Below are 21,917 nucleotides of genomic sequence, written 5' to 3' on the forward strand. Positions count from 1 at the left end.
GTATCATTCTGCGTCGGGAGTATGCGCAGGCGCATCCAAAAACCTGATGACTTCTAGTAAGGTTCAGATATGAGCGCTGAGTGTTTCCCCATGTCCGTGCTGCCGCACCTCTCCGCGCTCTACGGAGATTACCTGGCGGCTGCTGAACCGGTTCGTGGCTGGTACGGCTCGGAGCCGCTCTCCGGCTGGATGGGCCGGGCTGTCGCGGTCGCCGAACCGGCGAAGCTGGCCGACGCGCTCGCGCTGCAGGCTGCGGAGTTTGGCGCGGCGCCGGCGACGCTGGCGAACATCGAACGTCTTCGCGCCGGTGCGCGCGCCGTCGTTACGGGCCAGCAGGTGGGGCTCTTCGGCGGGCCGCTGTTCACGCTGCTGAAGGCTGCTACCGCCATCGCGCGCGCGGCGGAGGCGGAACGCACGACGGGCGTGCCGCATGTGCCGGTCTTCTGGCTCGCGACCGACGACCACGACCTGGCCGAGGTCGACCAGGTGGCGCTGCTCTCGAAGCACGCCGTTGAGACGCTGAGAGTTGGGCTGACCTCGAATGGCTCGCCGGTCGGCGAGGCGCCGCTTGGCCCTGAGATCTCGCAGGTGCTCGACCAGGCCAGCGAACTGCTTGGCTGGGCGCCGGTCTGCGATCTGCTGCGGGAGTGTTACGAGCCTCGCGAAGGCTATGCGCCGACGTTGGGCGGAGCCTTCGGCCGCCTGATGACGCGGCTCTTCGCCGGGCATGGGCTGGTGGTGATGGATGCCGCCGGACACTATTTCCACGCACTGGGCGCGTCCGCCTTGCGCGCTGCGATCGCGCGCGCCGGCGAGCTTGAGGCTGCGCTGCTCGCCCGCACGGCGGAGCTGGAGTCGCTTGGCTACCACGCCCAGGTGCTGGTGAAGCCCGGCTCCTCGCTGCTCTTCCTGCTCGACGCGACGACCAGGCAGCGGCTTCTCCTGCGGCATCTGGCGGACGGTAGCTGGAAGGCGGGGAATCAGACGTTCACGACTGGCGAACTGCTGCAGATTCTTGAGGATGCCCCGGAGCGCATCAGTCCGAACGCATTGCTGCGACCGATCTTTCAGGACGTCATCCTGCCCACGGTCGCCTATATCGGCGGACCGGCGGAGATCGCCTACTTTGCCCAGAGCGCGGTGCTCTATCAGGCTATTCTCGGGCGTCTGACGCCGGTGCTGCCGCGGCTTTCAGCGACGTTGATCGAGCCGGCCATCGGCGCGCTGCTGGCCCAGCATGAACTTCAGCTACCCGATGTGATGACCACGTCCGAGGCATTGGCGCAGAAGCTGGGCGCGCGCGCCATGCCGATCGAAGGCAAGCGGAAGATCGCCGCCGTCGGCAACGCGATGGACGCGGAATTGACTGTGCTGACGGAGTATCTGGCATCGATGGACGAAAGCCTCGGCCGCTCGGCGGCTGTTTCGGGCTCGAAGATGCGCTACCAGATGAATCGCCTGCGCCGCATGGCCGCGACCTTCGAACTGCAGAAGGAAGCCAGCCTGCGCAAGCACGCCGATGCGTTGACACTGAATCTCTTCCCGAACGCCCACCCTCAGGAGCGTCTGCTGGCCGGGGTATGGTTCCTTGCCCGAAACGGCGAGGATCTGGTGGATCGCTTCGTTCAGGAGGCGGCTGAGATGTGCGCCGGGCATGCGGTGGTGCGGTTGTAGTCGCCACCCACGCAGCGCCGATATCTGGACGCTTTCAAAAGCAAAAGCCCTCCGGACTGGAGGGCTTTTGCTCGTTCTGGCGAACGCTTCAGGCGTTTGCGGCTACCGGGCCGCCTTCATCCTCGCTGTTCAGCTTCTTCTGGATATTGAGCCAGACGTCGTCGCTGGGCTCGACCTCAGGCTGCTCGTCGAAGAGGCTGCGGGCATGCGTCGCGATGGTTTCGAGATCGCGCACGAGCGCGGCTGCGTCGGGGTTGGCCGCGAGGAACTTCTGGAGCCGGGGGTCTTCGCTGACGCGTCCATCGCCCGAGGCAAACAGGTCGGGGAGGACGGTTTCGAAGTCGGCGGCTGTCATGTTTTCGAAGTCGATGTTATTCAGGTCGCTCACTGCAGGACCTCCTTGGGGGCCGAGTTGGCCAGGGGGCTGCTCTGCTGCTGGGCCTGGCGAAGAAGCTCACGTAGCTTGAGACGAGCTTTGTGAAGCTGCGACTTACTGTTCCCGGTGGAACAGTCGAGCATCGTAGCGATTTCGTTATGTTCGAATCCCTCCACGTCGTGGAGTACGAAGACCATCCGATAGCCCGGCGGCAGCGATGCGACGGCGCGCTCGAGCGCGACGCGGTCGACCGAGCCGGTCAGGTTCAGGTCGCGGCTGCCGAAGTCGCGCTTCGGCGCGTCCTCTTCCGACGGGTTGATCGTCTCTTCGAGCGAAACCAGATTCAGACCCTTCTTGCGCAGGTGCATGAGCACAAGATTCACAGTCAGCCGGTGCAGCCAGGTGGAGAAGGCGCTCTCGCCGCGAAAGCTGCCGAGCTTGCGGAAGAGATGCAGAAAGGCCTCCTGCGTCATGTCTTCGGCCTCGGAGACGTTGCCCAGCATGCGGAGGCAGAGCGTATACACGCGGCGCTTGTGCAGCGCGTAGAGCTTCGAAAACGCCTCGGCATCGCCGTTCTTGGCGGCCTCGATGGCCTCGGCCTCACCGGCGATGGGCGGGTTGCGCTTGAACAGGCCAGGCTTGGGCTTGGCTTGCTCCGGAGCGACTTCGGGTACAGCCTGGACAGGCAGCGTTTCAATAGGGTTCATGGACTCGATTCTCAGAGCGGCTATCTCCAAACTTATGCTCACCGGGACACCGCTCCGCGAAGGCCGCCGGAGCGACCCCCACCCAGATGGTAGCGTATCCCGGAGGAAAGGGATGGTGCATCTGTCTGTCAGAGTGAGTTTTGCGCAAAATAGTTGTATCGCATGGAGCTTCTGGGCGTCCGCGCTTCACGAGCCAATGAAGCGAGCGTAGAGCGTCCGAGCGAGGGCGATGTCGGTGGTTCCCTGCACCAGCGCACGGCCGTCGGGAAAGAGCGTGACCGTATGCGGACCGCGGCGGAAGCGCAGCAGCAGGTCGTTCGAGCGCAGGTCTTCGAGGTCGGTGTGGCGGGCGAGCCGCTCGCGCATCCGGGCGAAGTCGACCGGCCGGTGATGCTCATGGATCTGCACGGAGTTGCGCCCGCAGAGCGTGATGTGCGGGCGTCCGACGCCGGCCAGGTGCGCGAACTCGCGGCGCCCGCAGACGGCGCAGCCGGGGCCCGGCTTCGCGGTCGAGATCTGCGAGAACTCGTTGGTCCAGAGATCGTGCGAGAGCAGCGTGCGGCGCATCTTCTCCGGCTGGCCGGTCAGCAGCTTCAGGGCTTCGGTCACCTGGATGGAGGCCGCGTAGTTGACGGCAGTGGAGAGGATGCCGGCCGTGTCGCAGGTCTCGACCGGACCCGATGGCGGCTTGGGAAACAGGCAGGCGAGACAGGCGGTTGGCTCATACGCTGAACCCTTCGGCAGGACGTTCATGGTCGCCGCGTATCCGCCGATAGCGGCAGCATAGATCCAGGGTTTGCCGGTCTCGACGCAGAGGTCGTTGACGAGGTAGCGGGTCTCGAAGTTGTCGGTCGCGTCCAGCACGAGGTGCGCCGGGCCGAGCAGCTCGTGGATGTTCGCGGGGACGAGGTCGGCGATGTGCGCGTCGACCTGGACGGAGGAGTTGAAGAGCGCGATCTTGCGCCGTGCGGCCTCGGCCTTGGGCAGGGCGGCGAGGGCGTCGGCCTCGTCGAAGAGGATCTGCCGCTGGAGGTTGGACGACTCGACGTAATCCCGGTCGATGAGCGTGAGGTGGCCGACGCCCGCGCGCGCCAGCAGGGAGGCGGCCGCCGCTCCGGTCGCGCCGACGCCCACGATGGCGACATGAGCCCGCGCGAGCCGCTGCTGGCCCTCGGCGCCGATGCCGGGGAAGAGGATCTGGCGCGAATACCGGTCTTTGATCTCGTCTGTGATCCCTTCGCGGATCGGTTCACGCGGAAGAGCTTCTTGGAGCGGTGCGGTGGCGACGGGAGACGACATGGTGACGAAGGCCTGCCTTGCTACTCCCCCGCAGCCCTGTCCCGGTGGAGTCGATTAGTCTTAGTATAAGGACTTGCGCCGGCCCGGTCGAAGACCGGAGTTGGCGGGGTGACCCCGCGGCTGCTTTCCGCATCCTAAGGCGCATAGCACCAACGCATTTACAACGTGGGAGCAGTTCAAGACATTGGCGGTCAACCGAGTGGGACAAATGCGTCTGGGGTCTGGCAACGCCGAGGAAGACGTCCGGTTCAGCCCGTCGCGTCGCCGCGTATGGGCTGCGGTGGGTCTGTTTCTGGCCAGCGGATGCGCTGGATTCGCGCATGCCCAGTCCACTCCCGGCGGGGTCGGGTCGCCTGCCACGCTGACCTCCGGCGACCAGCCGAATATCCCCGCAACCGTTCCCCAGGCATCGCAGGCCGCGACTCCGAATGCGCCCGACAAGCCAGCGGAACCGGAGGGTCTCGGCCCGGCCCTGCCTCCGCTGGCGACGAACCTCGCGCAGTGGAAGGGGCTTACTGTCGATGCCATCAAATATGACGGCGTGATCTTCGAGAAGAGCGACCGCCTGACCGGCGAGCTGACCCAGAAGGCCGGGCAGCCGCTGGACCCGCAGAAGGTGCAGCAGACGACGCGGCGCCTCTTCGCCACGGGCCGCTACATGAACATCGCCGTACGCGGCGAGCGGCATGGCGACTCCGTCACGCTGATCTTCACCGGCGTGGCGCGCTACTACGTCGGACGGGTGCAGATCGACGGCGTAAAGAGCGACCAGTTGACCTCGCTGCTGGAGTACGGCAGCAAGCTGAATCCGGGCGTGGCCTTCAACGACTCCGATGTGTCCGCGGGTACCGACGCGCTGAAGGGCGTGCTGCAGCAGAACGGCTACTACCAGCCGAAGATTGTCGCGAAGACGGAGCGTGACGACGCGGGCCAGCAGGTCAACGTCACCTACACGGTCGACATTGGCCCGCAGGCGCGCATCGGCGCCGTGAAGATCACGGGCGACGACCCCGGCGTGACGGAGCCGCAGTTTCGCAAGAAGGGCAAGCTGAAGCAGCGCAGCAAGGTCAATCGACAGACCACGAGCAATGCGCTCGACAACATGCGCAAGTTCTATCAGAAGAACAACCGGCTGGAGGCGACGACGACGCTGCGCAGCTCCACCTACGACCCCTCCGCGAAGACGCTGAACTACGAGTTCCAGGCCAGCCAGGGGCCGATCGTGAAGGTGGTGGTCGAGGGCGCGAAGGTCTCGAAGAGCCGCCTGCATCTGCTGGTGCCGATCTTCGAAGAGGGTACGATCGACAACGATCTGCTGAACGAAGGCACGCACAATATCAAGGACTTCATGCAGCAGCAGGGCTACTTCGACGTGACGGTCGCGGTGAAGGTGATCGGGGACGAAAAGGCGCCGACGCGAACGGTGCTCTATACGGTCGACAAGGGTCTGAAGCACAAGGTGCTGACGGTCGAGGTGAAGGGAAACAAGTACTTCGGTTCGGAGCTGTTGAAGGAGAGCCTGCGGGTGCAGAAGGCGGACGCCTACCTGCGCAGCGGCCGTTATAGCCAGTCGCTGGTGACGTCGGATGAGAAGTCGATGGAGGCGCTCTACCGCTCGAACGGCTTCAACCAGGCGAAGGTGACCTCTTCGGTGAAAGACACCGAGACCGTGAACGGCAAGCCGTTGAAGATTGCGCAGATCGGCGTGGTCTACACCGTCGCGGAGGGTCCACAGCAGACCTTCGGCGGCGTCGACCTGCATGGCGTCGACCCCAGCCGGCAGGATGTCGTCAACGGTCTGTTGAACGCCCGCGACGGCCAGCCCTTCTCGCTGATCACGCTCTCGGGAGACCGCGACGCGATCCTCGCCTACTACCTTTCGAACGGCTTTGACCAGGCGCGCATCGAGGTGAAGCAGGAGGTCGAAGGGCAGGATCCATCGAAGACGGATGTGAACTTCAATGTCTCCGAGGGCAAGCAGGTCTTCATCGGGCACACGCTGCTTTCGGGCATCAAGCATGTGAAGCCCGACGTAGTGAACCAGCAGTTACGCGTGCATCCGGAGGATCCGCTCGACCAGAGCGCGCTGCTCGAGACGCAGCGGAATCTTTACAACCTCGCGGTCTTCAACGAGGTCGTGGCCGCGGTGCAGAATCCCACCGGCGACGCCGAGCAGAAGAACGTGCTGGTGCAGTTGACCGAGGCCAAGCGCTGGGATGTGACCTACGGCTTCGGCTTCGAGGCGCAGACTGGTACGCCGACTGCCTCAACGCTGAACGCCGCGTCCGAGACGCTGGTGGGCGATGCGAAGACCAGCCAGGAGGGAAAGCCCGGCATCAGCCCGCGCGTCACGCTCGATGTCACGCGTCTGCTCTTCCGCGGAAAAGATGAGACGCTTGCCTTCCACGGCACCTACGGCCTGCTGGAGCGGGTTGCGACCGTCACCTTCCAGAACCCGCATCTGCGCAACAGCAAGAGCTTCGCGCTGCAGCTTTCGGGCGGCTACTCGAACGTGCAGAACATTACGACCTTCGCCTCGTCCACGTTGCAGGGCGACATCCGCGTGACGGAGAAGCTGACGCGCAAGGATACATTCATCTACGACTTCCAGTATCGCCGCGTGGCGGTCGACCCGGATAGCCTGCAGGTCTCGGCAAACCTGATCCCGCTGCTCTCGCAGCCGGTGCGCGTGGGCGGGCCTGGCATTACGTGGTTTCACGATACGCGTACGCCGAGCGCGCTCGATGCGTACAAGGGCTCCTATACCTCGGTGCAGGACTTCTTCGCCAGCTCGAAGTTCGGCTCGCAGACCGACTTCAACCGCGTGGATGTGACGAACTCCACGTACTACACCTTCGGCAAGCATAAGTATGTCTTCGCGCGTAGCACGCGCTTCGGCTTCATTACCTCCTTCGGCGACAATCCGAACGCCACCAGCACGTCCTGCGTTGGCATCCTGCTGCAGACCAATGCGAGCTGCCAGCCCACGCCGCTGCCCGAGCGTCTGTACGCCGGCGGCGCGACCTCGCATCGCGGTTTCCCCATCAACGGCGCCGGGCCTCGCGACCTGCAGACCGGCTTCCCGGTGGGCGGTTCGGGCGCGTTCGTCAATACGTTCGAGTTGCGTCTGCCCGCGCCGACGCTGCCGTATGTGGGCTCGAGCGTCAGCTTCGTACTCTTCCACGATATGGGCAACGTCTTCCAGAATGTGTCGGACGTCTTCCCCAGCTTCACCAAGTTTCACCAGCCGAACGAGCAGACCTGCGAGAACGTCAGCCAGACCTTCGGCACCTGCAACTTCAACTACTTCTCGCATGCAATCGGTATCGGCGCGCGGTATAAGACGCCGGTTGGTCCCATCCGCGTGGACTTTCCGTACAACCTGAATCCGCCGCGTTATCCCGTCATTCTCGACTTCGGCAACCGGCCGCCGTACGTGGGCCAGGCAAGCCACTTCAACTTCTTCTTCAGCATCGGACAGTCCTTCTAAATGCGCACAGCGATCCCCAATCCGGCAAGGCTGACCATGAGGGCGATCCTCCTGGCGGCGCTGTGCCTGCCCTGCGCGGCCCAGACTCTGCCAGCGGCTCCTTCGGCTCCCGCGAGCGCGGGACAGAGCGTGGTGCTCGATCGCGTCGTCGCCGTCGTGAATGGTGAGCTGGTGCTCGAAAGCGATATCGACGAGGAGCGCCGGTTCGAGGCCTTCCAGCCGTTTGCGCACACCGAGGCCTTCAGCCGCGACAAGGCCATCGAGCGTCTCGTCGACCGCACGCTGATCTTGCAGCAGGCGCGCATGCAGCCGGACGACGACACCTCGGACGCTGAGGTCGATGCGCAGCTCGATCAACTGCGCAAAGAGATGCCGGCCTGCCGCGGGCAGCACTGCGACACCGACGCCGGATGGGCGAAGTTCGTCAACGAGCACGGCTTCACCGTGCAGGAGCTGCACGACCGGTGGAAGGAGCGCATGGTGGTGCTCAAGTTCATCGAGCTGCGCTTCCGGATGGGCATCCGCATTACGCCGGAGGAGATCAAGGCGTACTACGACAAGACGCTGGTCCCGTCGTTTGCGCGGCAGAAGGCCACGGCGCCAGCGCTCGATACGATCTCCGACCGCATTCAGGAGATTCTGCTGCAGCAGCAGGTCGGCGCGCTGCTCGACGAATGGCTGAAGTCGCTGAAGGCGCAGGGCTCGGTGCGGATGATCAAGCCGGAGGAGGTGGCGCCATGATATTCGACGCAAAGCCAACTCCTGAATCGAACGAGCCTGAAGCGACACCGGCGGCGAAGAAGCGTCGCAGCTTTCTGAACAAGCTCGCGCATGTCACGGGACTCGCGGTCACAAGCTTTGTGCTGCTCTTGCTGATCGCCCTGATCGGCGTCTCCTGGTACACGACGACGGACGACTTCCAGAAGCGCGTGGGCGCCAAGGTCGTCAGCCTGCTGGAAGACGCGACCGGCGGCAGGGTGGAGCTGGGTCACATCAGCCTCAGCTTGTGGAGCCTTGCGGTCGAGGTCGACGGGCTTGTCATCCACGGACTGGAAGGCCCGAACGAGGCGCCGTACCTTGCGGCGAAGCGCATTCTGGTGCGGGTGCAGTTGAACAACATTCTGCAGCATGCGCAGGGTAAGGGCGTCGGTTCGCCTGTCGGGCTGAACCTGCTGCATGTCGACGACCCGCATGTTCACCTGATCGTCGACAAGGACGGCAAGACCAATCAGCCCGTTCCGAAGACCGTGACCAAGAGCACGAAGCCGGTCATCGACACGCTGATGGATCTGCGCGCGCGGCATGTGGAGCTGGTCGACGGCGTCGCGCTGTTGAACGACCGCGCGATCCCGTTCAACCTGACGGCGAACGACCTGGACGCCGAGGTGCATTATGTTCCGCCCACGAGCGACAAGCCGGAGCGCTATGTCGCGATGGTCGACCTGAGCGACCTGCGCACGCAGATGGCGAAGCAGCCCGAGGCCAAGTCGCATCTGCATCTCGAAGCCGAGGTGGGCCGCGACATGGCCGCGCTGACGAAGTTCGACTTTCACACCGGCCAGGACTCCGACCTGACGGCGTCGGCCTCGCTCGACCACTTCGCCAATCCGGTGTGGCAGGCGAAGCTGGCGGGCACGCTCGAGTTGAAGCAGATATCCATCATGGCCGCGGTGGATGGGCTGGCCGCGGGCACGATCGACCTGAACGTCGCCGGGCATAGCTGCAACACGGCGCCGGTCGTGGCGCAGCGGCATCCTCGGTTCTGGGAACGCAGCCATCCGAAGGCGGCCGCGCCGAGCGCGAAGGTTTTGCCGCCCGATCCCGATTGCCAGGCTGGCTATCTGCTCGTCGGCAGTGCGAAGCTGCACAACGCCGCGTACGTGGACCAGTACGTTCGCTTCCACGATATCGACGCCGGCGCGCAGCTGAACATTACGCCGGCGGAGCTGCTCTTCAGCGCCTTGACCGCGAGCCTGCCCAATGGCGGCGGCAAGGTCGCCGGTGAGATGAAGATTATGAACTGGCTCGGCGAGGCGCCGGCGGATACGCCGACCAGCTCGCCCACCGTCGCCGGCGCCGCGACGACCGCGAACAAGACCGCCGTCGCCGTTGGGGCGACGCCCACCGCCAGCACCACGCCAAGCGTGCCGAAGGTCGCGCCCGCGCATGCCTATGTCACGGTCACGGTCGACCACATCCCGCTGCGCACGATCATGGACGACACCGCGCCGAAGGGCTACGGCGACCTTGGCTTCGACACCTCGATCACCGGCCCAGTGAAGGTAGAGTGGGGCGGCGCGGTGACGGACATCTCGGACACCGTGCTGGTCGATGCGGATCTCGACCTGACGCCGACCGGCATTATCCGCAAGACGGCTTACTCGAACGTGCCGGTGAGCGGCAAGATCCTGGGCCACTACGACGGCAAGCGCGAGGTCGTGAATATCCAGAAGCTCGACCTGCAGACGCGCTCGACCACGTTGACCGCCAACGGCGTGCTGGGCGTCAACATCGGCGATCCGCTGACCGCTCTACAAGTGGATATGAACGTGCGCGACTTTGGTGAATTCGACCAGTTGCTGCGTACGCTCGAGCTCACAGGAGCGAACGGCACGAAGGGCGCGGCCGCGATCCCCGCCGTGCTGCATGGTTCAGCGACCTTCCACGGCACGGCGTCGGGCGAGATTGCGAAGCTCGATGTGAAGGGGCACCTCGTCGCGAATAACTTCGAATTCAAGCTGGTGACGCCTGCCACGCCTCCGCCGCCCGAGCCGAAGAACATGCTGGCGAAGATGATGAAGTCGAGCGCGCCGGTCGCGCCTCCACCTCCGCCGAGCGTGATTGACGTGCAGATCGATTCGCTGGTGGCCGACGCGGAGTACACGCCCTCGGCGCTGGCGGTCGGCAGCTCGACCATCAAGCGGGGAAGCGCGGTGCTGAACGTCGCCGGTTCCTTCAAGCCGCGCGTGGTGATGCATCGCAAGACGCCCGAGTACTTCTGGGACGGCGGCATGCAGACCGACGTGACGGTGAAGCTGGCCAACGCGCAGGTCGTCGATGTGCTGCAGATTGCGGGCCAGCAGGAGAAGGTGCCGGTGACCGGCATCGTCAATGTAAACGCGCATGCCGCAGGTTTGCTGAAGACGCTCGCGGGCGGCGGCAACATCACGCTGACCAACGGCGTCGCTTATGGCGAGCCGTACGACTCTGTCTCGGTCGATGCGAACGTGCAGGGCAGGCAGGTCGAAGCCACGAAGATCGCGCTTGTGATGCACGGCGTCGGCATCGCGGGCAACGGCGGCTACAACCTCGACAGCGAGAAGGTGCACGCGCATCTTGCGGGCGACAACCTTGTGCTCTCGAAGTTCAAGACGGTTGCGACGGCGATGCCGGATGTGGACGCGGTCGCCAGCCTCGTCGCCGACGCGGATGGCACGTTGAAAGAGCCGGGGCTGAAGGCGAATGTGCGGCTTGCCAATGCGACGGTCGAAGGCAGGCCGATCGGCGAAGCCACGGTGAATGCGCACAGCGAGAAGGACCTCGTCTATTACGATCTGACCTCGACGCTGGTCGGCGCGAAGATCGTGGCAAACGGCCAGACCAGCCTCGCGGGCGACTACCAGACGCAGGCGAAGCTGACCATTGCAGGGCTCGACATCGGCACTCCGCTGGCGCTCTTCCAACCCGATGGCGTCAAGGCAAAGTCGAACATCTCGGGCACGATTACCATCTCCGGTCCGGCGAAGACGCCGACGGCGCTGGTCGGTTCGGCGCAGTTCGACAACTTCGAGATCACCTCGCAGAACATCACGCTGAAGACGGCGGAGAGCCTGCGCATCGGTCTGCGCAATGGCCTTGCGACGCTCGACCAGGTACACATCACGGGGCAGGATACGGACATGCGCGCCAGCGGCTCGGCGCAGGTCTTCGGCGCGGTCGACGCAAAGACGGGCAAGCCCGATCCAATGGGCGGCAAGCTGGACGTGAAGGCGCTGGGTAGCGTCAGCCTCGCGCTGCTCCACACCTTCGATCCGGACATCACCGCGAACGGCAAGATGGTCTTCTCGGTCGGCGCAGGCAACAAGGTGATGGACCCTGCCCTGACGGGCAAGATCGACTTCCAGAACGTGAACCTCGCCATGGACGGCATCCCCAACGGCCTGAGCAATATGAACGGCACGCTGGTCTTCAACGAGGACCGTCTGAATGTGCAGAACCTGGTCGCCACGACCGGCGGCGGACAGGTGAAGATCGGCGGCTTCATCACCTATCGCAAGGGTCTTTATGCGGACCTCAATGCGACAGCCGACGTCGTGCGCGTGCGCTACTACGGCTTGAGCGCGACAGCGAACGCAACGCTGCGGCTGCAGGGCGGGCCGAACAGCGCGGTGCTGAGCGGCAATGTTCTCCTGACGCGCTTCGGCGTCGGCGCGGATGTGGACTTCGCGGCGTTTTCGAGCGCCGGCGGCGTCTCGGCCCCGCCTGATCCGGATGCGGCGACGAACAAGATTCAGCTCGATGTGAAGATCACCAGTTCGCCGCAGCTCGACTTTCAGAACTCCTACGCGAAGCTGGCCGGCACGGTGAACCTGAACATCCGCGGCACCATCGCGGAGCCGACGGTGCTCGGCCGGATCCAGATCACCGACGGCAGCGCGACCTTTGCCGGCACGCAGTATCAACTGCAGCGCGGCGATATCTACTTCACCAACCCCGTGCGTATCGACCCGGTGATCGACCTCGACGCTACGGCGCGGGTCGAGACCTACGACGTCACCGTCGGCCTGCACGGCACGGCCAGCAACTTCAAGCCGACCTATCGTTCGGAGCCGCCGCTCAGCGAGGCCGACATCTTCGCACTGCTTGCGCTCGGCCGCACCCAGGAAGAGGCGCAGATTTATCAGGAGCAGCAGGTGCAGTCGGGCACCGATCCAACGACCAGCTCGCTGCTGGGCGGCGCGTTGAACGCCACGGTCTCGAATCGCGTCTCGAAGCTCTTCGGCGTGGGTAGCGTGAAGATCGATCCGGCGTTCGTCGGCACGCTCGGCAACTCGAGCGCGCGCATCACGGTGCAGCAGCAGCTCTCGCGGCAACTCACCCTCACCTACGCGACCAACGTCAACTCTTCGGCGGAGCAGTTGATCTCGCTGCAGTATCAACTGAACCCCAGCATGTCGATCGTCGCGACGCGCGACGAGACGGGCGTCTTCTCGATCGTCTACAAGATCCGCCGGCGCTATCGCTAGCGCCGGCGGTTGCCGGGAATCCTCCTTGAACCGCGCCGCATCAAACCGCTCGAAAGTGGGTTTACTCCCACAGGAAGTAACGCGGGCAAAGGAGATCTCCATGTCTACAACGAAAACGATTTCAAGACTTGCATTCGCCGCCGTGATGGCTGCTGGGTTGATGGCCGCGCGTCCATCGCTGGCGCAGGTCAATGCCGACCCGGTCGTGCAGGCCGATGTAAACAAAGCGCTCGATAAGAAGCAGTTCGCCAACGTCAAAGGCGTGGCGCACAACGGTATCGTCACCCTGACCGGAACGGTCGATGTGTACGCCCAGAAGGAGGATGCCGACAAGCGCATTCACCATCTGAAGACGGTCGCGAGCGTGCAGAACATGATTCAGGTTGGCGGGCCGCAGGTCGAAGACGCGACGCTGCGCAACAAGCTGGCCGAGAAGATCAGCTACGACCGCGTAGGCTACGGCACGACCGCGTTCAACTCCTTCACGATCGGTGTGCAGGACGGCGTGGTGACGCTGGGTGGCACGGCCTACGGCCCGGTCGACAAGGACTCGGCGATCAGTCTGGTGGCGAACTACCCCGGCGTGAAGGATGTGGTGGACAACATCGAAGTCGCGCCGCTCTCGCCGAACGACGACCGCATCCGCATCGCGGAGGCTCGCTCCATCTACGGCTTTCCGACGCTGAACCGTTACGCGATCGACCCGGCGAAGCCGATCCGGATCACGGTGGTCAACGGTAATGTCACGTTGAACGGCGTGGTCGACAGCAAGATGGACAGAGACACGGCGAACATCCGTGCGAACGCTGTACCGGGGGTGTTCAAGGTGACGAACAACCTGCAGGTGGCGAGCGCGGCGGGCGGCAACTGACCTCGTTCTGGGCTTGAAGGGAAGAGGCTCCGCAGTGCGCGGAGCCTTTGTTTTTATGCGATGCCCGACTCGTCCGCAGCCGCGAGTTCCAGCCGCTTCGCCCCGTCGCGCACGTCCACAACGATGGTCTCCGCGATGCGGTCGTGAACGCACATGCGATTGCGGTTGATCCAGAACTGCACGAAGCCGAAGCCGCCTTCGAGGAATGACGCGCCGTAACCCAGGGCGCGTTCGATCGCCTGCCACCAGCCGATTTCGTGGTGCGTCAGCGATATAACGCGCAGCTTCATGATGCGTTTGCCGATGGTCTGGCCCTTGCCGAGCTTCAGAGCGATGGCGAAGTACAGGGCCGATTCGGCCAGTTCTTCAAGTTTGTGCGCCATCTCCACGACGAGCGACAGCATCGAGACCGCCTCATGCGTCTCCACCTTCTTGCTGTGATGGTGGAAGGGAAACATGAGAACGGCGGTGATCACGTAGACGATGGTGAGGTCGATGACGAAGGCCCACGCGCGCTGCCGGAACCCGGCCAGCGGCAGACCGTTCAATGAATCGACACGCGCCGTCTCGTGGGCGTGGAAGTACCTGGTTTTGGGCATCGTGGCTCCATCTTAGCGAATCTTCGCCCATCCGCTAACATAGAAGCATGGCTTCACTGACGAAAAGCACCGCGACCACCCTCGAGATGATCAAGTGGGAGCATTCCATCTTCGCCCTGCCCTTTGCGCTGACCGGCGCCGTTCTTGCCGCGCAGGGCGTTCCCACGCTGCGCGCGCTGCTGTGGATCGTCGTCTGCATGGTCTCGGCGCGCTCGGCGGCAATGGCCTTCAACCGGCTGGCGGACGCGGAGCTCGACGCCGCGAACCCGCGCACGGCGATGCGAGCCATCCCCGCCGGAGCTCTCAGCTCGAAGTTCGTCGGCGGCTTCGTGGTCGTCTGCTCGCTGATCTTCTTCTTGGGTGCGGCGATGCTCAACCCTCTGACGCTCAAGCTCTCGCCCATCGCGCTGATCGTGGTGCTGGCCTACAGCTATATGAAGCGCATCACACGCTGGTCGCACCTGGTGCTGGGGCTCGCGCTGGGCATCGCGCCTTCGGCGGCCTGGGTCGCGGTGCGGGGCTCGCTCGATCCGCGCATCGTCGTGCTGACGGCGGTGGTCATCCTGTGGGTCGGCGGCTTCGACATGCTCTATGCCTGCCAGGACTTCGAACACGACCGCAAGGTCGGACTGAACAGCGTCCCACAGGCCTTTGGGCTCGAAGGCGCCTTCTGGCTCGCGCGCGGAATGCACCTGCTGGCGGTGGTGTTCATGGTTTGGCTGGTCGTGCTCTTTCACCTGGGATGGCCCGCGGCCGCGGGCATCGGCGTCGTGACGCTGCTGCTGGCATACGAGCACAGCATCATCTCGCCGCACGATCTGCGCCGGATGAACGCGGCATTCTTCACGTTGAACGGGATTATCTCGGTGGTGTTCTTTCTGTCGTTTGCGGCGGCGGTGCTGGCGCATCGCGCATAAGAAAGCCCACCGCTGAGGGTGGGCCTTTCTCATACTTGAAATTTTCTACTGTACCTGTCGAATATCCCGCTCATCATGCGGGTGTTCGATGCGATGCACGACATGCTTGACGGCTTCGCTGGCCCGCTCCGCGCCCGCGACGATATTGTCGCGAAGATGCGCGCCGGTCTCTTCCGCTTCGATCTTGGCCTTCGTCGCTTTGGGCTTCGCGACGCGCTTTGTAGCATCCTTCACGCTTCCGGCGGCTTCTTTCGCGCTACCCTTTACCTGCTGGGCCGCGCCCGCGTTCGCGAGCTTCTGGTCGCCGATCGCCTCGCCAGTCTTCTGCTTTACCTTGCCTACGATCTTATCGATTGCGCCTTCTACATTTTCTTTTGCCACGTTATGCCTCCAACAGAGTTACATCCGATGTAAGAAGTAGAAGGGTGGACGCAAGCCCGGCGTCCACCCCGTGCTGCCGGCCGAGGCTATAACGCGCGACGGCCGGAGAGCAGGTTGAAGATCAGCACGATGATCGCAAGGACCAGCAGAACGTGAATCCAGCTGCCGAGCGTGTAACCGCTGACGATTCCAAGAAGCCAAAGGATGAAGAGGATTACCGTGATCGTCCAAAGCATGTCGTATCTCCCGTGGGTGGCTCGGCAATCGAATCTGCCATAAGCCTTCAACTTGTTGCAGGCTGTCGATCCGTTCGACGGCAACCCGCGCCATGTGGTAAGAGGCGCGGTATCAACATCGAGTTGTACAGGACTGTAAAATGCAGGTTGAGTTTGTAGAGGGAGAGTGCAGGAATGCGGCGGATTGCAATTCAGGGTGAACTCGGTTCGAACAGTCATATGGCGGCGCTGGCTATGCCTGGCATCGCCGGAGGCCAGATCGAGATCGTCGGATGCGCGCTTTCGGCCGAGGTCTTCGAACGTGTGATCGCGGGCGATGTGGACGCGGCCGTCCTGCCGATCGAGAACAGCCTGCACGGCTCGGTCGCCGAGCACTACGACCTGCTGCTCGACCATCCGATCCACATCGGACGCGAGAGCCTGATCCACATCCGCCACAATGTCATCGCGATGCCGGGCGTTTCGCTTGCGGATATCCGCCGGGTGCTCTCGCATCCGGTGGCGCTCTCGCAGTGCCGCCGCTGGCTGGCCGCGCACGCGCCGCGGATCGAAGCCGTACCCTTCTACGACACCGCCGGCAGTGTGAAGCACCTGATGGCGCAGGGACTCCGCGATACGGCCGGGGTCGCTCCAGCGCTCGCCGCGCGGCAGTACGGGGCGGAGATCCTCGTGCCCGACATTCAGGATCACGCCGAAAACTACACCCGCTTCTACCTGCTCGAACGGGACACCGCGCCCGTTCCGGCCCATCCGGATAAGGTCTCCATCGCCTTTTCGGTCGAGCACCGCCCCGGAACGCTGATGCAGGCGCTCGAGGAGTTTCGCAGCGCAGGGCTGAACCTGACCCGAATCGAGTCCCGCCCCGTCCACGGCAGCCCGTGGGAGTACGTCTTTTACGTGGACGCGCGGTTCGAGAGCATCCCGCAGCTCGAGGGCGCGCTCGAGGGGCTGCGGCGGCATACGCAGCAGTTCAAGGAACTGGGGCGCTACCCGGCGGCGTGAGCCGTGACCAAAGTCCTGTTTCAGATGGATTCAAGCCTGCTCCCGCTCCCGCCGATAACGGGAAAATGATAAGCTGCGCCCGGTCTCATCTGCGTCTAAATATTGAGCGGAAGCATCGGTTTGCGACTTCGTGTAAAGTTGCTGCATCGAATAGCTGATAACTTGATAGAAGGACACTCAACATGCCAAGCGATTTCGTAAGCGTCATCAAGCCGACAGCAAAGACCGGAGAGGTCGTCAGCCACATCGAGGGCGGCAGCTCCGCGGTACCCGTACTTCCGGTACGCGATACCGTACTGTTTCCGCACGCCGTTCTCCCCCTCACCGTGGGCCGGGAGAGCTCCATTCAGCTCATCCAGTCGCTTGGCGAGGAGAAGACGATTCTTGTCGTCGCCCAGCGCGACGCGCGGCTCGACACCCCTAACCCGCCTGATTTGTATGCGATCGGCACCCGTGCGACCGTTCACAAGGTCGTGAAGATGCCGAATCAGAGCCTCTTCGTCTTCACCGAAGGCAACCAGCGCGTGCGTCTTGGCGCGTTCAATCAGATGCAGCCGTTCATGATGGCCGAGTATGAGGTCATCGAGGAGGCGGAGCCGGAGAAGTCGCCGGAGCTGGAGGCGTTGCAGCGGAATGTCGTGAGTCAGTTCCAGACCATCGTCACCTCGTCGCCGACGCTTTCGGACGACCTGCAGACGATCGCGATCAACATCGACGAGCCGGGCCGCCTGGCGGACTTCATCGCCTCCTCGCTGCCTTTCCTTACCACGGTCGACAAGCAGGAACTGCTTGAATTGGCAGGGGTTGTGGCGCGCCTTGAACGCATCAACCAGCATCTTGCCAAGGAACTCGAAGTCCAGCAGCTACGCAACAAGATTCAGTCCGAGGTGCAGGATTCGGTGCAGTCCTCGCAGCGCGACTACTATCTGCGCGAGCAGTTGAAGGCGATTCAGAAGGAGCTGGGCGACCTCGACGACACCCAGAAGGACATCGCCGAGCTGAGGGAGAAGATCGAAGCCGCCGGCATGCCGGAGGAGACCAAGAAGGACGCTCTGAAGGAGCTTGCGCGTCTGAGCCGGATGAACCCCGCAGCGGCGGATTATTCACTCACGCGCAACTACGTGGAGTGGCTGGCCGTGCTGCCGTGGGCGAAGACCAGCGCCGGTGAGGTCGACATCCTGAAGGCGAAGGAGTTCCTCGACGAGGATCACTATGGTCTGAAGAAGGTGAAGGACCGCATTCTGGACTACCTCTCCGTCCGCCGTCTGAAGCCGGACATGAAGGGGCCGATCCTATGTTTTGTTGGACCTCCGGGCGTCGGTAAGACCTCTCTGGGCCGTTCGATCGCACGTGCGCTGGACCGCAAGTTCTCGCGCATCTCGCTCGGCGGCATGCACGACGAGGCGGAGATCCGCGGACATCGCCGGACGTACATCGGCGCGCTGCCCGGCCAGATCATCCAGCACCTGAAGCGGGTAGAGGTGAAGGACCCGGTGTTTATGCTGGACGAGATCGACAAGCTGGGCCGCGACTTCCGTGGCGACCCCGCGAGCGCGTTGCTCGAGACGCTGGATCCGGAGCAGAACTCAACCTTCCGGGACAACTACCTCGACCAGCCATTCGATCTTTCGAAGGTGCTCTTCATCTGCACGGCCAACCAGCTCGACACGATTCCGGGTCCGCTGCTCGACCGCATGGAGATCATCGAGTTGACCGGTTACACCGAGGAGGAGAAGGTCGCGATCGCCGAGAAGTACCTGATTCCACGGCAGATCAAGGAGAACGGCATCACGGTGGAGAATATCGAGTTCCCGCGTGAGTCGGCTGCTCTGGTGGCTCGGCACTACACCCGCGAGGCTGGCGTACGTAAGCTCGAACAGCAAATCGGCACGGTCTGCCGTAAGGTGGCGCGCAAGATCGCGGAGGGTCACGGCGCAAAGATCGTCATCACGCCGGAGATCATCCACGAGTTCCTGGGCGGCATCAAGGTGCGTGTGGACACGGAGATCGCCGAGCGGACGAAGCGTGCGGGCGTGGCGGTCGGTCTGGCCTGGACGCCAGCGGGCGGCGACATTCTCTTCATCGAGGCGAGCCGCATGAAGGGCAAGGGCAGCTTCACCATCACCGGTCAGATCGGCGATGTGATGAAGGAGTCGATGCAGGCCGCGCTGACGTGGGTTCGGTCGAACGCCGAGTCGCTCGGCCTCGACGCGGACTTCACCAAAGACGTCGATCTGCACATCCACGTGCCGGCCGGCGCGATTCCGAAGGATGGACCTTCGGCCGGCGTCACCATGGCGACGGCTCTGGTGTCGCTGCTGACCGACCAGCCGATCCGGCCGCTGCTCGCCATGACCGGCGAGATCACGCTGACCGGAAACGTACTGCCGGTCGGAGGCATCAAGGAGAAGTTTCTTGCGGCCAAGCGCGCCGGGGTTCGCGACGTCATTCTGCCGGTCGACTGCAAGCAGCAGGTGGACGAGGATCTGACGCCGGAGCAGACGGCTGGCATCGCGATCCACTATGCGACGCACATCGAGGACGTCCTGGCGGTTGCATTGCCGAAGACGGTTATCGAGGTGGTCAAGGCGGAGGAGCTGCGCGAAGAGGTTCTGAGCGCGACGGCCTAAACTGTAACGGAGGCTTGCCCCACGATCGGCGCGGAGGTCTCGCGCCTGCCGTGGGGCTTTCTCCATTTAAGGGTTGATACCATAGCTAGGTGCATATCGATGTCCTCTACTTCGGGGTTCTGAAAGAACTCTTCCAAACCAGCCAGACGCAGGTCGAGCTCCCCGGCGGGGCGAACGTCGGCGAGCTGGTGAATCTTTTGCAAAAAACCACGTCTAATCAGACGTCGCCGTGGCGCTCGCTCGCCGTGGCGGTCAATCGCGAGTACGCGGGGATGGACACGATGCTGCAGGATGGGGACGAGGTCGCGCTGCTGCCACCGGTAAGCGGAGGCAGCCCATGCGCGTAGAGATACTCGACAGCGTGCTGCCGACGGACGAGGTGCTGGCGGAGATCAAGGCTGGCGCGGACGGCGCGGTGTGCGTCTTTGACGGCATCGTGCGCAACAACACGCGCGGACGGCAGACGCTCTATCTCGACTACGAGGCCTATCGGGAGATGGCGCTCGATCAGATGCAGGCGCTCGCGGCCGAGGCTGTGACGAAGTTTGCCGTGCGGGATGTGGCTCTGCTGCACCGGTTGGGACGGCTCGAGATCGGCGAGTCGAGCGTGCTGATCGTGGTGGCGAGCGCGCATCGCGGCGCCGCCTTCGACGCCTGCCGCTGGCTGATCGACACGCTCAAGAAGCAGGTGCCGATCTGGAAGAAGGAGACGTTTGTCGATGGCGCCGTGTGGGCGGATGGCGAGCCGTTTCCCGAGCAGATTGCGATTGGAGCGCAGGAATAAGCTACCGTGCTGAATGAGGGCTACAAAGCGCTTCAGGTGGAAGCATGGGGCTTTAGCCCCATGAACTCGCGTACCCGATGGAAAAGGGCTTTAGCCCTGGGCTTGTTCGCGGTTGCCACATGCGCCCACGCCCAGGCTCCCATCGTCCGCCACGATCCGTCGCTCAATCAGGATCTGCCTACCCAGACCATCCGCACGCAATCCCGCCTGGTCAACGTCGCGCTGAACGTGGCCGACGAAAAGGGCGCACCGGTAGGAGGCCTTACCCGCGACGACTTCGAGGTGCTCGAAGACGGCAAGCCGCAGAAGATCGCCTTCTTCGACAAGGAGTCCACCACGCCGCTCTCGATCGTGATGGCGATCGACACCAGCGGCAGCCTGCTGCGCGACGAGCATCTGGAGAAGGAGGCGGCAAAGAAGTTCGTCCGCGCGCTCCTCCGCGATCAGGATGAGCTGGATCTGATGGAGTTCTCCGACACCGTGCACGAGATCGTCTCCTTCACCGGCGACAAGAAGCGAATTGAAGAGGGTCTGAACCAACTGGAGCGCGGTTCCGCCACGGCCGTCTTCGACGCCATCTATCTCGCGTCGGACCGCCTCGCGACAACCTCCGAGGCCGCCGGCCGCCGCCGCGTGCTGGTGATGATCACCGATGGCGGCGACACTGTTAAGAACGGCACACGGTATCCGCAGGCCATCGAACGCGCCCAGCGCGCGGGCGTCATGGTTTACTCGCTGATCGTCGTGCCCATCTGGGCCGACGCCGGCCGCAACACCGGCGGCGAGCACGCGCTGATCCAGATGGCCGACGACACCGGCGGCAAGTACTACTACGTCCAGGACGCCAAGGACCTGGCGCCGGCCTACGCCAAGGTCTCCGAAGACCTGCGGACGCAGTACACCGTGGGCTACTACGCGCCGGATCACGGCCACGACGATTCGCTGCGGACGATCAAGATCCGGATGAAGGACCCGGCGCTGCGCGGCAAATACACGCTGCGGTATCGGACGGGGTACTACGCGAAGCGCTGAACTCCCGCTCAGCCGTTCTGATACTTCCAGTTCCTCTGCTTGCCCTCGGCGATCCATTCCAGTGCGGTGGCGATCCGGCTGTCGCGGGTGGCGTCGCGCTTGGCGTCGGCGATCCACTCGATATACTCGCGTCTGCAGCTTGGGCTGAACGCCGCGAATGCCGCGGCGGCCTTCTTGTTCGTCTTCAGCGCGGCGTCGAAGGCGGGTGGTATTGTGAGGGCCTCCTTGGGGGCCTTCACGACGCGATTGCTGGAGGCCATCGGGCTGACGTACTCGCCCTTTTCGATGGAGGCCGCGGCCTGCCTGATCCAGCCGAGCATGAGCTTGTCGGCGGGCAGGTCGTTCAGGCTGGTAATGCGGCCGAGCGAGCCCATCGCGCCATCCTGCAGGGCGCCGGCTTCGGTCAGGATGGCGGCCATCTCCTGCCCCCAGAAGCCAAAGCTGCAGTGCTCCTTGAAGGCGGAGATGTTGCACAGGATGACGCCCTTGTACTCGAAGAACGGACGGCTCCACTTGATGGTCTCGTTCACCTCCGGGCACGCCTTGTGGATGAGCTTGCGCAGGTGCAGCAGGATGGGGATGGCGAAGGGCTGCGCCTTGTCGATATAGGCGTCGATCTTGGAATTCAGAGCTGTGGCATTGAGGACTTCGGTCGGCATCGGTCTACCCCCGC

18 protein-coding genes are annotated in these 21,917 nt (G+C 63.7%); 11 read left to right on the forward strand and 7 right to left on the reverse strand.

What is annotated here, in order from left to right; all coding sequences use genetic code 11:
- The first annotated feature begins 69 nt into the window (after positions 1-69).
- Positions 70-1,674, forward strand: coding sequence for a bacillithiol biosynthesis cysteine-adding enzyme BshC (gene bshC, locus CHB87_RS03720; protein ID WP_089407018.1), 1,605 nt, complete (start codon positions 70-72; stop codon positions 1,672-1,674).
- 88 nt (positions 1,675-1,762) lie between these two features.
- On the opposite strand, the gene CHB87_RS03725 is transcribed toward bshC, so the two are convergent.
- The 3 genes from CHB87_RS03725 to CHB87_RS03735 all read right to left on the reverse strand — a co-directional run bounded on the left by CHB87_RS03725 (position 1,763) and on the right by CHB87_RS03735 (position 4,056).
- Positions 1,763-2,062 carry a hypothetical protein gene (locus CHB87_RS03725; protein WP_089407019.1) on the reverse strand — a complete coding sequence of 100 codons (300 nt, stop codon included), beginning with the start codon at positions 2,060-2,062 and terminating at the stop codon, positions 1,763-1,765.
- Positions 2,059-2,757: an RNA polymerase sigma factor gene (locus tag CHB87_RS03730; RefSeq protein ID WP_245817793.1), complete on the reverse strand. Its 699-nt coding sequence runs from the start codon at positions 2,755-2,757 to the stop codon at positions 2,059-2,061. Before CHB87_RS03730 ends, CHB87_RS03725 begins: the two co-directional genes overlap by 4 nt.
- A 186-nt stretch (positions 2,758-2,943) precedes the next feature.
- Positions 2,944-4,056: a ThiF family adenylyltransferase gene (locus CHB87_RS03735; RefSeq protein WP_089407020.1), complete on the reverse strand. Its 1,113-nt coding sequence runs from the start codon at positions 4,054-4,056 to the stop codon at positions 2,944-2,946.
- Positions 4,057-4,264: 208 nt separating this feature from the next.
- On the opposite strand from CHB87_RS03735, the gene CHB87_RS03740 reads away from it, so the two are divergent.
- The 4 genes from CHB87_RS03740 (at position 4,265) to CHB87_RS03755 (ending at position 13,663) form a co-directional block, all read left to right on the forward strand.
- Complete coding sequence (locus CHB87_RS03740; RefSeq protein ID WP_089407021.1) at positions 4,265-7,546, forward strand: POTRA domain-containing protein; 3,282 nt, start codon at positions 4,265-4,267, stop codon at positions 7,544-7,546.
- Complete coding sequence (locus tag CHB87_RS03745) at positions 7,547-8,287, forward strand: peptidylprolyl isomerase (RefSeq protein ID WP_089407022.1); 741 nt, start codon at positions 7,547-7,549, stop codon at positions 8,285-8,287.
- Positions 8,284-12,792, forward strand: a complete 4,509-nt coding sequence (locus tag CHB87_RS03750) for a translocation/assembly module TamB domain-containing protein (RefSeq protein ID WP_089407023.1) — start codon at positions 8,284-8,286, stop codon at positions 12,790-12,792. Before CHB87_RS03745 ends, CHB87_RS03750 begins: the two co-directional genes overlap by 4 nt.
- Before the next feature lie 100 nt (positions 12,793-12,892).
- On the forward strand, positions 12,893-13,663 hold the full coding sequence (locus CHB87_RS03755) for a BON domain-containing protein (RefSeq protein WP_089407024.1): 771 nt from the start codon (positions 12,893-12,895) through the stop codon (positions 13,661-13,663).
- A gap of 53 nt (positions 13,664-13,716) precedes the next feature.
- On the opposite strand, the gene CHB87_RS03760 is transcribed toward CHB87_RS03755, so the two are convergent.
- A complete protein-coding gene (locus CHB87_RS03760; RefSeq protein ID WP_089407025.1) occupies positions 13,717-14,262 on the reverse strand; it encodes an RDD family protein in 546 nt (181 codons plus the stop codon).
- A 47-nt stretch (positions 14,263-14,309) separates the two neighbouring features.
- Between CHB87_RS03760 and CHB87_RS03765 the strand changes: the two genes are divergently transcribed.
- Positions 14,310-15,179, forward strand: a complete 870-nt coding sequence (locus CHB87_RS03765) for a UbiA-like polyprenyltransferase (RefSeq protein WP_089407026.1) — start codon at positions 14,310-14,312, stop codon at positions 15,177-15,179.
- 45 nt (positions 15,180-15,224) lie between these two features.
- Here the strand turns inward: CHB87_RS03765 and CHB87_RS03770 are convergent, their stop codons facing one another.
- Together CHB87_RS03770 and CHB87_RS21780 are read right to left on the reverse strand one after the other, a co-directional pair.
- Positions 15,225-15,560, reverse strand: a complete 336-nt coding sequence (locus CHB87_RS03770) for a CsbD family protein (protein WP_089407027.1) — start codon at positions 15,558-15,560, stop codon at positions 15,225-15,227.
- Between the two features lie 86 nt (positions 15,561-15,646).
- The gene (locus tag CHB87_RS21780; RefSeq protein WP_142988195.1) at positions 15,647-15,796 is read right to left on the reverse strand and encodes a lmo0937 family membrane protein; all 150 of its coding nucleotides are present in this window, start codon (positions 15,794-15,796) and stop codon (positions 15,647-15,649) included.
- Positions 15,797-15,970: 174 nt separating this feature from the next.
- On the opposite strand from CHB87_RS21780, the gene pheA reads away from it, so the two are divergent.
- The 5 genes from pheA (at position 15,971) to CHB87_RS03795 (ending at position 21,244) form a co-directional block, all read left to right on the forward strand.
- Positions 15,971-16,798, forward strand: a complete 828-nt coding sequence (gene pheA, locus CHB87_RS03775; protein WP_089407028.1) for a prephenate dehydratase — start codon at positions 15,971-15,973, stop codon at positions 16,796-16,798.
- Between the two features lie 182 nt (positions 16,799-16,980).
- A complete protein-coding gene (gene lon / locus CHB87_RS03780; RefSeq protein ID WP_089407029.1) occupies positions 16,981-19,428 on the forward strand; it encodes an endopeptidase La in 2,448 nt (815 codons plus the stop codon).
- An 89-nt stretch (positions 19,429-19,517) separates the two neighbouring features.
- Positions 19,518-19,775: a molybdopterin converting factor subunit 1 gene (gene moaD / locus CHB87_RS03785; protein ID WP_089407030.1), complete on the forward strand. Its 258-nt coding sequence runs from the start codon at positions 19,518-19,520 to the stop codon at positions 19,773-19,775.
- Positions 19,766-20,212 carry a molybdenum cofactor biosynthesis protein MoaE gene (locus CHB87_RS03790; RefSeq protein ID WP_089407031.1) on the forward strand — a complete coding sequence of 149 codons (447 nt, stop codon included), beginning with the start codon at positions 19,766-19,768 and terminating at the stop codon, positions 20,210-20,212. Before moaD ends, CHB87_RS03790 begins: the two co-directional genes overlap by 10 nt.
- A 102-nt stretch (positions 20,213-20,314) precedes the next feature.
- Positions 20,315-21,244 (forward strand): VWA domain-containing protein, encoded by a 930-nt coding sequence (locus CHB87_RS03795; protein WP_245817794.1) that lies wholly within the window; start codon positions 20,315-20,317, stop codon positions 21,242-21,244.
- An 8-nt stretch (positions 21,245-21,252) separates the two neighbouring features.
- On the opposite strand, the gene CHB87_RS03800 is transcribed toward CHB87_RS03795, so the two are convergent.
- Positions 21,253-21,903 (reverse strand): YdeI/OmpD-associated family protein, encoded by a 651-nt coding sequence (locus CHB87_RS03800; protein ID WP_089407033.1) that lies wholly within the window; start codon positions 21,901-21,903, stop codon positions 21,253-21,255.
- Positions 21,904-21,917 lie beyond the last annotated feature (14 nt).

Origin of the sequence: Granulicella rosea, assembly GCF_900188085.1 — a bacterium.
Classification (GTDB): Bacteria; Acidobacteriota; Terriglobia; order Terriglobales; family Acidobacteriaceae; genus Edaphobacter; species Edaphobacter rosea.